The organism is Xanthomonas sp. 4461 (assembly GCF_024806475.1).
GTDB classification, from domain to species: Bacteria; Pseudomonadota; Gammaproteobacteria; order Xanthomonadales; family Xanthomonadaceae; genus Xanthomonas; species Xanthomonas arboricola_F.
In genome coordinates this window covers 261854-274088 of record NZ_JANTYV010000002.1, presented here as the reverse complement: position 1 = coordinate 274088, position 12235 = coordinate 261854, and the positions used below count along the sequence as shown (strand labels likewise).

13 protein-coding genes are annotated in these 12235 nt (G+C 65.9%); 2 read left to right on the top strand and 11 right to left on the bottom strand.

Translation table 11 applies throughout. The features are described from left to right. Positions 1 to 20: 20 nt before the first annotated feature. Positions 21 to 365, bottom strand: coding sequence for a response regulator (locus tag FHY19_RS08955; RefSeq protein WP_259154017.1), 345 nt, complete (start codon positions 363 to 365; stop codon positions 21 to 23). Positions 366 to 655: 290 nt separating this feature from the next. Between FHY19_RS08955 and FHY19_RS08950 the strand changes: the two genes are divergently transcribed. Then, on the top strand, positions 656 to 2170 hold the full coding sequence (locus FHY19_RS08950; protein ID WP_259164926.1) for an ATPase domain-containing protein: 1515 nt from the start codon (positions 656 to 658) through the stop codon (positions 2168 to 2170). Continuing rightward, positions 2157 to 4229: a PAS domain-containing sensor histidine kinase gene (locus tag FHY19_RS08945; protein ID WP_259164923.1), complete on the top strand. Its 2073-nt coding sequence runs from the start codon at positions 2157 to 2159 to the stop codon at positions 4227 to 4229. The genes FHY19_RS08950 and FHY19_RS08945 overlap by 14 nt, the downstream gene beginning before the upstream one ends. A gap of 231 nt (positions 4230 to 4460) precedes the next feature. Here FHY19_RS08945 and FHY19_RS08940 read toward each other — a convergent pair whose 3' ends face one another. The 10 genes from FHY19_RS08940 to FHY19_RS08895 all read right to left on the bottom strand — a co-directional run bounded on the left by FHY19_RS08940 (position 4461) and on the right by FHY19_RS08895 (position 12206). Further along, the gene (locus FHY19_RS08940; protein WP_259164916.1) at positions 4461 to 5168 is read right to left on the bottom strand and encodes a C-type cytochrome biogenesis protein; all 708 of its coding nucleotides are present in this window, start codon (positions 5166 to 5168) and stop codon (positions 4461 to 4463) included. Next, a complete protein-coding gene (locus tag FHY19_RS08935; RefSeq protein WP_259166349.1) occupies positions 5162 to 5644 on the bottom strand; it encodes a cytochrome c-type biogenesis protein in 483 nt (160 codons plus the stop codon). The genes FHY19_RS08940 and FHY19_RS08935 overlap by 7 nt, the downstream gene beginning before the upstream one ends. Then, positions 5644 to 6186: a DsbE family thiol:disulfide interchange protein gene (locus tag FHY19_RS08930; protein WP_259164915.1), complete on the bottom strand. Its 543-nt coding sequence runs from the start codon at positions 6184 to 6186 to the stop codon at positions 5644 to 5646. The genes FHY19_RS08935 and FHY19_RS08930 overlap by 1 nt, the downstream gene beginning before the upstream one ends. Further along, positions 6183 to 8171, bottom strand: a complete 1989-nt coding sequence (locus FHY19_RS08925) for a heme lyase CcmF/NrfE family subunit (protein WP_259164913.1) — start codon at positions 8169 to 8171, stop codon at positions 6183 to 6185. The genes FHY19_RS08930 and FHY19_RS08925 overlap by 4 nt, the downstream gene beginning before the upstream one ends. A gap of 63 nt (positions 8172 to 8234) precedes the next feature. After that, positions 8235 to 8705 carry a cytochrome c maturation protein CcmE gene (gene ccmE / locus FHY19_RS08920; RefSeq protein ID WP_259164906.1) on the bottom strand — a complete coding sequence of 157 codons (471 nt, stop codon included), beginning with the start codon at positions 8703 to 8705 and terminating at the stop codon, positions 8235 to 8237. Next, on the bottom strand, positions 8702 to 8908 hold the full coding sequence (gene ccmD / locus FHY19_RS08915) for a heme exporter protein CcmD (protein ID WP_259164898.1): 207 nt from the start codon (positions 8906 to 8908) through the stop codon (positions 8702 to 8704). Before ccmD ends, ccmE begins: the two co-directional genes overlap by 4 nt. Beyond that, positions 8905 to 9663 (bottom strand): heme ABC transporter permease CcmC, encoded by a 759-nt coding sequence (gene ccmC, locus FHY19_RS08910; protein ID WP_259153794.1) that lies wholly within the window; start codon positions 9661 to 9663, stop codon positions 8905 to 8907. The genes ccmD and ccmC overlap by 4 nt, the downstream gene beginning before the upstream one ends. Before the next feature lie 10 nt (positions 9664 to 9673). Beyond that, on the bottom strand, positions 9674 to 10969 hold the full coding sequence (locus FHY19_RS08905; protein ID WP_259164891.1) for a S8 family serine peptidase: 1296 nt from the start codon (positions 10967 to 10969) through the stop codon (positions 9674 to 9676). Next, positions 10966 to 11616, bottom strand: coding sequence for a zf-HC2 domain-containing protein (locus FHY19_RS08900; RefSeq protein WP_259153796.1), 651 nt, complete (start codon positions 11614 to 11616; stop codon positions 10966 to 10968). Before FHY19_RS08900 ends, FHY19_RS08905 begins: the two co-directional genes overlap by 4 nt. After that, positions 11613 to 12206 (bottom strand): sigma-70 family RNA polymerase sigma factor, encoded by a 594-nt coding sequence (locus FHY19_RS08895; RefSeq protein WP_228439975.1) that lies wholly within the window; start codon positions 12204 to 12206, stop codon positions 11613 to 11615. Before FHY19_RS08895 ends, FHY19_RS08900 begins: the two co-directional genes overlap by 4 nt. Positions 12207 to 12235 lie beyond the last annotated feature (29 nt).

Sequence of the window (12235 nt, the reverse complement as noted above, 5' to 3'; positions counted from 1 at the left end):
ATCGCCGCGGCTGCGCCCGGTTACAGCGCCGTCTCCACGATGCCCAGCAAGTCGCGCAATGAAAACGGTTTGGTCAGCAAGCGCATGCCGGTATCGAGAAAATCCGTGCGCTTGGCGCTGACGCCTGCATAGCCGGTCATGAAAATGATCGGCAGCGCGGGGTACAAGCGCCGTGCATTGTCTGCCAGGTCGCGCCCGTTCATGCCTGGCAGGCAGATATCGGACAGCAGCAGGTCGAACGGGCAGGCCATGGTGAGCTGCTCCATGGCCTGTTCGGCGTCGGCAGATACCACGACCTGGTAACCCTCATCGCAGAGGATATCCGCAGTCATCGCGCGAATGGCGTCGTCGTCTTCTACCAACAGAATGCGTGCGTTACATGGTGCGTCGTTCACCGCGATCCTCAAGCGATCGCAACAACGCGACCTACTTCACTGTCGAGGCTATGCGTGCGCCCGTGACGAATGTGTCGGAGTTGTCACACCTGGCGGCAAGACGCGCGGCATAGTGCCGATCCTGCGAGACGGCGCGCCGCGAAAACAGCGACGGCTGTCGCGGCGAAAGGCAGCCCGCAGGCACGGTGGGTCAGGCCAGGCAAGCTGATCAGTTCAGTCGTTGGCAGCGGGCGATCGCGGGCGCGTGTTAACTTAACGGTATGAAAAACGTGAAGCCGATGATCGCAAACCGCATCACCACCGGGACGACGGGGCTTGACACCATCCTCCGCGGAGGATTGCCGGCCAACCGGCTCTACCTGCTCGAAGGCCAGCCGGGCTCCGGCAAGACCACGCTGGCGTTGCAGTTCCTGCTCGATGGCGCAGCCAAGGGCGAAAGCTGCCTGTATGTCACCTTGTCCGAGACCATCGACGAGCTCAACGAGGTCGCCGCTTCGCACGAATGGTCGCTGAAAGCCTTGCACATCTTCGAGCTGGCCTCGGCTGAAGCGTTTCTCGGCGACGGGCGCCAGCAGTCCATTCTGCATCCGTGGGAAATGGAACTGGATGGCACGATCAAGCTGATCCAGGCCGAGGTCGATCGAGTCAAGCCGACCCGCGTAGTGTTCGACTCGTTGTCCGAACTGCGTCTGTTGGCGCAGGATTCGTTGCGTTACCGGCGGCAGGTGCTGGCGCTGAAGCAGTTCTTTGCACCGCGCAACATCACCGTCTTTCTGGTCGACGACCTCACCGACGAGAACGGTCAGCGCGATGCGCACCTGCACAGCCTGTGCCACGGCGTGATCTCGCTGGAACGCATGACGCTGGATTTCGGCGCGGCACGCCGGCGCATGCAGGTGCAGAAATTGCGCGGGGTCAATTTCATTGCCGGCTATCACGACATCACCATCGTCACCGGTGGCATGCGGATCTATCCACGCCTGATCGCGGCCGATCATCACGTCCCGTTTGTCGGCCAGGCGGTGCCCAGCGGAGTGGACCGTATCGATGCGCTGCTGCATGGCGGTCCCTTGCGCGGCACCAGCACCTTGCTGACCGGGCCTGCCGGCTCTGGCAAGACCAATGTCGCCCTGCAATATGTCAGCGCGGCCTGCGAGCGAGGCGAGCATTGCTGCGTGCTGCAGTTCGACGAGCGCACCGGCACGTTGTTGACGCGTGCCGAAAACCTGGGCATGGATCTGCGCAAGCATCTGGCCTCGGGCATGCTGGAGCTGCACCAGATGGACCCGTCCGAGCTGACGCCCGGCGAGTTCGCCTGGGCGGTGCGCGAAAGCGTGGAGATGCGCAACTGCCGCATCCTGGTGATCGACAGCCTCAACGGTTATCTGTCGTCGATGCCGCAGGAAAAGCAGTTGATGCTGCAGATGCACGAGTTGCTGTCCTACCTGAACCAGAGCGGCGTGACCACGTTCCTGATCAATCCGCAGCATGGTCTGGTGGGAACGATGTCGACCGGCAATCTCAATATCTCCTACATGGCCGATACGGTCATCTTGTTCCGCTTCTTCGAAGCCCAAGGGCGGATCCGCAAGGCGCTGTCGGTGATCAAGAACCGCAGTGGCGCGCATGAGGATTCGATTCGCGAGATGCGCATCAATAGCAGCGGCCTGCATTTGAGCGAGCCGCTGGAGAAGTTCCATGGTGTTCTGACCGGCACCCCGCAGTTTGTCGGAGACGGCACGCCGTTGCTGGATCGTGCGCTTGACCAGCCGTGAAGCGGATGGCTCGGTCGTCCACATCATTGCGCCGTTCGGTCGCGATGCGGAGAGTATTGCGGCCATCGTTGGTGAGCGTGGGCTGACGCGCCGGGTCTATGGCGCCTTGGCGGCCCTGGCCGGCGACCTGCTCGACAGTTCCGGCGTGGTGGTGCTGACCGAAGAAGCCGTCCGCGGCGATCTGCAGCAGTTGCAGCAGATCCTGCAGGGTCAGGCGGCGTGGTCGGATATTCCCTTCGTGCTGTTGCGCGCGCCGCGCGGCAGCCAGCACGGTCGACGGGTGAGCTTGCCTGCCGAGATGACCAATGTCATCGAGCTGGAGCGGCCGCTGAGTTCGTCGTCGTTGTTGAGCGCGATTTTCAACGCGTTGCGGTCGCGACAGAAACAGTTCGTGATCCGCGACCAGATGGCCGAGCTGGCCGAAGGCCGCGCCGCATTGGCGTTGAGCGAAGCCGAGCTGCGCCGGGTCACCGACGCGTTGCCGGTGTTGATCGCCTTCATCGACAAGCATCTGGTGTATCGCTTCGCCAATCGCTCTTACGAAGACTGGATCGGGATTCCGCCGCAGGACGTGATCGGAAGGCCGCTGGTGGATGTGATGGGGCCTGCGGTCGTGGCCGAGCGGCGCGCCTGGATCGAAGCAGCGCTGGCCGGCCAGGCGTTGACCGTGGAAGCGAGCTGGCCGCATGCCGATGGACGCCGCCGCGATGCAGAGATCCGCTACATGCCGCGCCTGGATGCCGATGGCAAGGTGGATGGGTTTCATGTATTTGCCACCGACATCACCGCACGTGCATTGGCAATGGAATCGATCCAGGAGCAGGCCAACGTGCTGGAGGCCAAGGTGGCCGAGCGCACCGCCGAGCTGCAGCAGCAGATGCTGGCGCGCGAGTCCAGTGAGGCCGCGCTGCGTCAGGCGCAGAAGATGGAAGCCGTGGGCCAGTTGACCGGCGGCATTGCGCACGACTTCAACAACATGCTGACCGGCATCCTGTCTGCCCTGGATCTGGCGCGCCTGCGTATCGACCAGGGGCGCACCGAGGGACTGGGGCGGTTTCTGGATGTGGCCTCGGCGTCGGCCTTGCGCGCGGCCGCACTGACCCAGCGCCTGCTGGCGTTCTCGCGCCGGCAGTCGTTGCAGGCGCGGCATCTGCAGTTGAACGATCTGGTGCTGTCGTTGCAGGAATTGCTGGTGCGCACGCTGGGCGAGTCGGTGCGCCTGGAAGCGGACCTTTGCGATGCGCTGCCGCAGGCGTATGTCGATGAGAACCAGCTGGAAAGCGCATTGATCAACCTGGCCATCAACGCCCGCGATGCCATGCCGGATGGCGGCCAGTTGCGCATTGCTACCCGGCATCTGCATGTCGACGAACACCGGCTCGAACTTGGCCGCGGCATTACCCTGGCGCCGGGCGATTACGTCGTGGTGTCGGTGGCCGACACCGGCACCGGCATGCCGGCCGATGTGCTGGAGCGCGTGTTCGAGCCGTTTTACACCACCAAGCCGATCGGGCAGGGCACCGGCCTGGGCATGTCGATGATCTATGGCTTCATGCAGCAGTCCAACGGACAGGTCTGGGTGGAGTCGCAGGTGGGCGCAGGCACCACGGTCAGCCTGTATCTGCCGGCCGGTGCGGAAGCGCAGAGCGTGGCGACCGGGCCCCAGATCGGAGCAGTGGTAGCCGGGCAGGGGCAGCAGGTGCTGGTGGTGGAAGACGACGAGCAGGTGCGCCTGCTGGTGACCGAGCTGCTTGGCGAGTTGGGTTATGAGGCGGAGGTGGTCGCCGATGCCGACGCCGCGCTGCCGATCCTGGCATCGCAGCGACGGATCGATCTGTTGGTCACCGACGTCGGCCTGCCCGGGCTCAATGGGCGACAGCTGGCCGAGATCGCGCGCCAGTCGCGCCGCGACCTGCCGGTGATCTTCATGACCGGTTATGCGGAAACCGCACGCGACCGCGGCGAATTTCTCGCCGAGGGCATGAGCATGATCGCCAAGCCGTTTACGCTGGGCGAGTTCAGTGGAAAATTGCACGAGGTGCTGGGGCCGTCGTCCTGAGCGAGGCAGGCGCGGCATCTGCCGCAGTGCTGGCTCAACGTTTCTGGGTAGCCGCGTCGACTGCCTTCATCCAAGCACAGGTGCGGGCTGCGCAGGCAAGCTCGCACACCGCGCTTTGGCCTGGTCGGCTGCGTCGGCGTGCCGCCGCTGCGCAGCATGACCGCTGGCGATGGACTCTGCGGGCTCAGATCGCCGTCCCGGGTGCGCCTGCAGGTCTTTGCGCCGGTGTTTTCAGCGTGCAGCACGCCCGGATTGCCGCGCGCTGGCCATCGATTCGGCCACGGCAATCTTGTCTGCCACCGCGTTCTGCATCGGCGAGCCGGTTTCCAGCAGTCCATGCAGATGGCGCCAATGGGTAGTGGCTGCGGCATAGTCGTGCTGCTGGAAGTCGCTGATGCCCAGCAGCCATAGTCCGCGCTGATTGTCCGGTTCGCGCGCGATCAGTTGCTGCAGACGCGTCCGCGAGGCGGCATCGATGGCGAAATCGCTGTGCGTTGCCATATCCGCAGCGATCCAGCCGACGATTGCGGCACTGGTGTCGGGCGCGATCTTCAGCGCCTGCGCGTAGGCATCGCGCGCCTCGGCGGAGCGGTCGGCCTGCTCATACGTTTTGGCCTGTTGCATCCACGAGGCGAGCGCCGCCAGTTGCGCCTGTTCGGCAGCCGTCGGTTGTGGTGGTGCGTCATCGGCTGCAGCGGTCGGTGCGGCGGGCACGGGCGGCAATGCTGTCGCGTACACCGGATGCGCGATCGCATCGGGCGCGCCAACCAGTCGATACAGGCCGGCAGTGGCGACAGGCAGGCCCAGTATCAGCAGAATCGGCAGCGTGTAACGTGCGTTGCCATTGCGCGTGGGGGTACGTAGCAGCGGCCGCAGCAACAACAGCAGCGCAACGACCACCAGCCCAGCACTCAGGAAATAAAAGCCCGTCATCACCACTCTTCCTCTGCCTGCGGCGCTGCTGCGGTGCCAGCGTGCGCGCGTTTGCGCACGGTGTGTGCCACCACCGCAGCGCCGGCGCCCAACATCAGCAGCGGTCCGAACCACAACAACCAGGTGCCGCGCTTGACCGGCGGGTCGTACAGCACGAAATCCGAATAGCGCTCGACCATGTACTGCTTGATCTGCGCATCGCTCTTGCCGGCCTGCAATTGTGCGAATACCTGATGCCGCAGGTCGCGGGCCAGGCTGGCATTGGAATCGGCCAGATTCTCGTTCTGGCACACCAGGCAACGCAGCTGTGCGGTCAGTCGCTGAAAGCGCGCCTCTTCGTTGCGGTCCTTGAACGGCAGTGGGTCCACCGCCTGCGCCTGGACGCAGGGTGCGAGCACTAGACCGAGCAGCAGCACCAGCAGCAGGCGCAGCTTGCGTGCCTGCCGACGCCGATGCGCCTGAAACACGCCATAAGCCCGCATCACGGTGCCCCCTTGGGCAGTGCGGCGATGGCGGGCAGCAACTCCTCGTTGATGACATCGGGAGTGAGCACGCCGATGTGCTTGTAGCGGATCACGCCTTGCGCATCGATCAGGAAGCTTTCCGGCGCGCCATAGACGCCGAAATCGAGGGCGGTCTGGCCGGCTTCGTCGGCGATCACCACGGCGTACGGATTGCCCAATCGTGCCAGCCAGGCGGTCGCATCGGCCGGCACGTCCTTGTAGTTGTAGCCGATCAAGGGCACCCCGAGCCGGCTGGCCTGCGCCATCAGCACCGGATGCTCGTGCACGCATTCGGCGCACCAACTGCCGAACACGTTGAGCACATAGGGCTTGCCCAGCAATTGCGCGCCGCTGAGATGCTGGTCGGGTGCGTCCAGCCGCGGCAGCGAGAACGCCGGTGCCGGTTTGCCGATCAACGGCGAGGGCACATCGCGCGGATTGTGCTGCATGGTCCAGTAGATGCCGAAACCGAACAGCGCAGCGACCCACAGAAACCCCAGCAACGGCAGCATGCGCTTCACGGGTGCGACTCCTGCGCGATGAGGCGTGCATCGTAGGCGGGCGATGCAGCGGCATTGCCTGCAGACACCAGCGCGCGAAAGCGCCGCGCGCAGGCGCTGACGAAGCCGCCCAGCATCATCAACAGGCCGCCGGCCCAGATCCAGCGGATGAAGGGTTTGTAGTACAGCCGCAAGGTCCAGTCGTGTTCGATGTGCTGATCGTCCAGTGGCTCGCCCAGCGCGACATACAGATCGCGGGTGATGCCGGGATCGATCGCCGATTCGGTCTGAATGCGTTCGCTGCTGTACAGGCGTTTTTGCGGATGCAGTTGCGCAATCACCCTGCCATCGCGACTGACCTGCACGCTGCCTTGTTCGGCCTTCCAGTTCGGCCCGTCGACCAGCTGCACGCCGTCGAAGCGGAACGCGTAGCCGGCGATCTCGGCGGTCTGTCCTGGCGACAGCCGCACGTCGCGTTCGACCGACAGGCTGTCTGACACCAGCACGCCGGCCACGAACACCGCCACGCCCGCATGCGCGAGCAGCATGCCGGCCATTTCCGCCGGAAAGCGCCGGCCGCGCGGCATCTCGCGCCAGCGCTTGTGCATGTACAGCGCGGTGCCGGCCGCCACCCACGCGGCGACACCGATCCCGGCAATCGCCTTGACCTGGCCATCGGCAAACAGGCTGCCGACCAACGCACAGGCGATCGCGGCGATGCCGGCGCGCGTGCCCAGTGCCTTCAGCGGCGCCGCCTCGGCCTTGCCCCAGCGCAGGTATGGGCCGAACGGCAGCAACAGCACCACCGGCAACATCAGCAACGGGAACAACAGGCCGAAGTAGGGCGGCCCCACCGACACCTTGCCCAGGCCGAAGGCATCGGCGATCAACGGGAACAAGGTGCCCAACAACACCATCGCCGCGGCGACGGTGAGCAATAGATTGCCGATCAGGATGGCGGTCTCGCGCGAGGCGGCGGCAAACGGTTTGCCGCTGGCGATCTTCGGTGCGCGCAGGGCGTACAGCAGCAACGAGCCGCCCACCACTGCCACCAGGAAAATGAGGATGTACAGGCCGCGGCGCGGATCGGCGGCAAACGCATGCACCGAGGTGAGCACGCCCGAGCGCACTAGGAAGGTGCCCAGCAACGACAGCGAGAACGCCAGGATCGACAGCAGGATGGTCCAGGCACGCAGGCTGCCGCGTTTTTCGGTGACCGCCTGGGTGTGGATCAGCGCCGTGCCGACCAGCCACGGCATGAAGCTGGCATTTTCCACCGGGTCCCAGAACCACCAACCGCCCCAGCCCAGTTCCGCGTACGCCCACCAGCTGCCGGCGACGATGCCGGCGGTGAGGCAGGCCCAGGCCACATTGGTCCACGGCCGCGCCCAGCGCACCCAGGCCTGTTCGAGCTCGCCGCCGAGCAGCGCCGCCACCGCGAATGCGAAGGCCACCGAGAAACCGACATAACCGGTGTACAGCACCGGCGGATGGAAGGTCATGCCCGGATCCTGCAGCACCGGATTGAGCTCGTTGCCATCGAGCGGGATCGGCGACAGCCGCCCGAACGGATTGGAGGTCAGCAGGATGAAGGCCAGAAAGCCCACCGATACCAGACCCAACACCGCCAGCACGCGTGCGGCGAAGTGCTGCGGCAGATGCCGGCTGAAGGCGGCCAGCAACACCGTCCATGTCGCAAGGATGGCGATCCACAGCAGCAACGAGCCTTCATGCGCGCCCCATACCGCGGCAAAGCGGTAGTACCAGGGCAGGGTGATGTTGGCGTTGGCGGCGACATAGCCCACCGAAAAATCCAGCGACAGCAGCGACCAGGCGAGCAGGCCGAATGCCATCCACACGAACACTGCCTGGCCCACCGCTGCCGGCCGCGCAATTCCCATCAAGGCGGTATTGCCGCGCCAGGCGCCGATCAGCGGCAACACGCCCTGGGCAAGCGAAAGCAGCAGCGCCAGGATCAATGCGATCTGGCCGAGTTCAGGCGTCATGGGTAGGTCGCAACGTGCAGCAGGAAGAGGTCATCGAGTGAGCGACGCGCAGCCGATGCCGCCTCAACGCGGCGCGGCCAGCGGCGCGGCGGTGGCAGGGATCGGCTTGCCGACATGGCCTTCGGCCATCGCGTCCTTGAGTTCTTTGGGCATGTAGGTTTCGTCGTGCTTGGCCAGCACTTCGTTGGCGACGAAATGCCCGCCCTGCATGCGCCCGTTGGCGATCACCGATTGGTTGTCGCGGAACAGGTCCGGCAGGATGCCGGTGTACTCGACCTGGGTGGCGGCGTGTTTGTCGACGACGGTGAAGCTGACTTTCAGCGAGTCGCTGGCGCGCTGGATCGAGCCGGCCTTGACCATGCCGCCGAGACGGAATTGCTGATAGCTGGCCGCTTCGCCGGCGCGGACCTGGCTGGGCGTGAACAGGTAGCTCATGTTCCGCTGCAGTGCCAGTACGATCAGCGTCACCGCGAGCGCGGCGGCGGCGATCACGCCGAGCACCAGCCACAGGCGTTGTTTGCGCGTGGCATTCATGGTGCGTCGCGCTCCAGCGGTGGCGCGGGGTGATCGCGCAGACGCCGCGGGGTTTGCCGCTGCAACTTGCCACGCAGTTCGCGCGGCAGGCGCCGGCGTCGCAACCACGGCGCTGCCAGGTCGGCCAGCAGCACCAGCACGAACAACGCATACGACGTCCACACGTATTGGCCGTAGCCGCCCATCGCCAAAAACGTGCTCATGCAGTGCGCTCGGTCAACACGATGCGGCGTGCCCAGTCCTTGCCGCTTTCCAGCGCCAGCAGGTCCACGCGCACGCGGCCGAACAGGCTGGCGAGGTAGTAGCACTTGGTGGCGAGCATCATGGTCAGCAACGGCCACAGCATGTCCGCGCCCATCTTGGACGGGCCGAGCAGCCGCACGGTGGAGCCCTGGTGCAGCGTGTTCCACCACACCACCGAGTAATGCACGATGGGCAGATTCACCAGGCCGACCAGCGCAAGCAGGCCGGCCGCACGCATCGCCTGACGGCGGTCTTCCACCGCGTGGTACAGGCCCAGCACGCCCAGGTACAGAAACAGCAGCAGCAACTCCGAGGTCAGCCGCGCGTCCCAGGTCCACCAGGTGCCCCACATCGGTTTGCCCCACAACGAGCCGGTGCACAAGGTGATGAAGGTGAACGCCGCACCGATCGGTGCCGAGGCCATGGTCACCACTTCGGCAAGCTTGATCCGCCACACCAGCGCGATGAACGCCGACACGCCCATCGCTGCATAGATGAAAAGGCTCATCCAGGCGCTGGGCACGTGGATGAAGATGATGCGGTAGGCATCGTGCTGCTGATAATCCGGCGGCGCCAGCACCAGCCCGCCGTAAGCGGCGACTGCGCCGAGCAGCAGCGCCAGCGCCAGCGCCCACGGGCGCACGGCACCGGCAAAGCGGTAAAACATCGGCGGCGAGCTGAGCTTGTGCAACCACAACGGGATCCACTTGGCCATGCCGGTGTCGTCAGTTGGAGTGTTTGGAGGGCGACAGCGCATCGACTGCGGCGCCGGCGTTGACCTGCAACTGGCCGTCGGAGACCTTGCTGGTGCGCTGCAGGAGCTCGCGCAACGCCGCGGCGTCCATCGACGGCGACAGCGACAGCAGCAGCGCGGCCATGCCGCTGACATGCGCGGTGGCCATCGACGAGCCGGAGGTGAAGTCGTAACGCCCGTTCGGCTGGGTGGTCAGGATGTCCTTGCCCGGCGCGCTGAGCACGCCCGGCATGGCCGCGCTGGCGCTACTGCTGCGCACCACCAGCACGCCCGGCACATCGTTGGGAAAGCCGTCCAGTCGCCCGTTCGGCGGCATGGCCGCCACCACGATGCGGCCCTGCTGCACCAGATGGGTGAGCATCTTGCTCAGCAGCGGGTCGGCCGGCCCGCCCAGGCTCAGGTTGACCACCCGCGCGGAGCTGTTGTTGATCGCCGCCAGCGCCTTGGCCAGGGTGAAGGTGTTGCAGCGTGCGGTGGCGCCGACCGTGGGCGCGTACCAGCACGCCTTGTAGACGCTCAGCATGGCCTTGGGCGCCATGCCGACGATGCCTTGATGGTTGTTGCTGCCGGCGGCGATGATCCCGGCCACCTCGGTGCCGTGCGAGTCGCTGCTGGTCATGCCCGGCTTGTCGTCGACCAGATCGTGCACCTCGCGGATGCGCGCCTTCAGATCGGGGTGGGTGGTGTCCACGCCGGTATCGACCACCGCCACCACCACGCCGCGGCCCTGGGTGACGGCCTGGGCACTGGCGGCATCGGTGTCGATGAAACCGCGCTGCATGTCCACGTACGGGTCGTTGTAGCCGGACAACGGCGTGGTCTTTTCTGCCGCATCGGCCGAAAACACCGAGAAGTCCTGCACCGGCTGCACCAGCTCCACGCCCTCGTCGTTGGCCAGGGCGGTGACCAGCTCATCGCGCGACACGCCCGGTGGTGGCTGCAGCACGGCGCAATACAGGCCCAGCGAGGTGATCGGCCAGCCGGACACTTCGCGCAGCTTGTAGCGCTGCTTGATGGCTTCCATGCGCACCGCCGCCTTCTGGCCGGCGCCGTAATAGCTGGACGCGTAGCCGATCAGGCTGGAGCCGGCACGTGCCGGCGGTGCGCTGAGCGGGTTGGCCACCGCCAGCAGGATGTCGCGGCTGCTGTCGGGTGTATGCGCATCGGCGGGCGCAGCAACGGTGCCGGCGTCCTGCGCCTGCGCGTTACCGTGCAGGCCCGGTCCGGTCAGTGCGAGCAGCAGGCCGATGACGAGGAAACGGCTCATGGGGCGGAGATGACCTCGGCCAGCCGGATGCCCGGATTGGCGCGCAGTTGCTGCACGGTCCGCTGCGGCTGGGCCGGCGGCTGCGGCGCGGCAGGCACCACGGTGTAGGCGCCCATGTCGTTGGGCCCGCCGATCACCTGCAGCTGCTGCGCATGCAGCAGGCGGTCCCAATCGGCCACGGTCATGCTGGCGTCTGGCACCACGCGGATGGCGCCTTGCGGCACCGGCAGCGCGGTGGCGCTGCTGAGCGTGCGGTAGTCGTGCGACGGCGCCGGCGAGGCCAGCTTGACGCCCATGACGCCCAGGCCGATGGCCTGGACCAACGCGGCAGCGGCCAGCGCACGGACGGTCCAGCTGCCGGAGCGACGTGCGGCCGGCGCCGGTGCGGCGCGGACCTCGGGCGCATCCAGGCGGCCGAGCAGGCGTTGCAGGCCGGCGTTGGCGTCCAGCGTGACCGCACACGGCAGCGCCAGCGCCTGGCGCAGGCGATTTTGCTGGGCGAACTCGGCGCTGCACGAGGCGCATTTGGCCACGTGCGCGATCAGCCAGGCGTTCTCTTCTTCGGTGGCGCTGTCCAGCAGCACCGCCGGCATCAGTTCCCAGGCGTGCGAGCATTCCTTGCCAGGCGCGATGAAAAACGTCTTCATTGCAGGGTCTCCGTGTAAGGGGTGTTGCCGGCCAGGCCGGGCAGCACATTGCGTAATTTGACCCGCGCGTGAAACAGCCGGGCTTTGATCGTGCCCACCGGGCACTGCATGATTTCGGCGACTTCTTCCAGCTTGTGGCCGACGCCGTAGACCAGTTCGATGACCAGGCGCTGATCCGGCGAAAGCCGTTCCATGCCCTTGTCCAGCCAGTCGCGCAGCTCGCGGTCGTCGTTGTCGTCGGCGCTGGGGGCATGGTCTTCCACCACGGCGGTGTCGTCGATCGCTTCGCCGTCGTGCTGGCGCAGGCATTTGAGCCCGCAGCGATAGGCGATACCCATGATCCAGGTCGACACCTGCGAGTCGCCGCGGAAGTCGCCCGCTTTTTGCCAGGCGATCCAGAAGCAGTCGTTGATGGCTTCTTCGATGATGTCCGGGCGCCGCGTCAGCCGCGACAAGAACCGGCACAGGCGGCCGTGGTAGCTGTGGTACATGCTCGCCAGGGCGTCGCGATCGCCCGCTGCCATGCGGCGTAACAGCATGCGGTCGGTGGCATCGCCAAGGGTATCGGAGTCATTCATCAAAGCAGACATGGCGTTAGACACCTCTAGGTGCCCGCAGG

Bases quoted from the DNA above. Each gene is read 5' to 3' on its own strand.
- FHY19_RS08900 (WP_259153796.1), bottom strand. From the start codon at position 11,616: ATGAAGACGTTTTTCATCGCGCCTGGCAAGGAATGCTCGCACGCCTGG.
- FHY19_RS08950 (WP_259164926.1), top strand. From the start codon at position 656: ATGAAAAACGTGAAGCCGATGATCGCAAACCGCATCACCACCGGGACG.
- FHY19_RS08925 (WP_259164913.1), bottom strand. From the start codon at position 8,171: ATGACGCCTGAACTCGGCCAGATCGCATTGATCCTGGCGCTGCTGCTT.
- FHY19_RS08935 (WP_259166349.1), bottom strand. From the start codon at position 5,644: ATGCGGGCTTATGGCGTGTTTCAGGCGCATCGGCGTCGGCAGGCACGC.
- FHY19_RS08895 (WP_228439975.1), bottom strand. From the start codon at position 12,206: ATGTCTGCTTTGATGAATGACTCCGATACCCTTGGCGATGCCACCGAC.
- ccmC (WP_259153794.1), bottom strand. From the start codon at position 9,663: ATGGCCAAGTGGATCCCGTTGTGGTTGCACAAGCTCAGCTCGCCGCCG.
- ccmE (WP_259164906.1), bottom strand. From the start codon at position 8,705: ATGAATGCCACGCGCAAACAACGCCTGTGGCTGGTGCTCGGCGTGATC.
- ccmD (WP_259164898.1), bottom strand. From the start codon at position 8,908: ATGAGCACGTTTTTGGCGATGGGCGGCTACGGCCAATACGTGTGGACG.
- FHY19_RS08905 (WP_259164891.1), bottom strand. From the start codon at position 10,969: ATGAGCCGTTTCCTCGTCATCGGCCTGCTGCTCGCACTGACCGGACCG.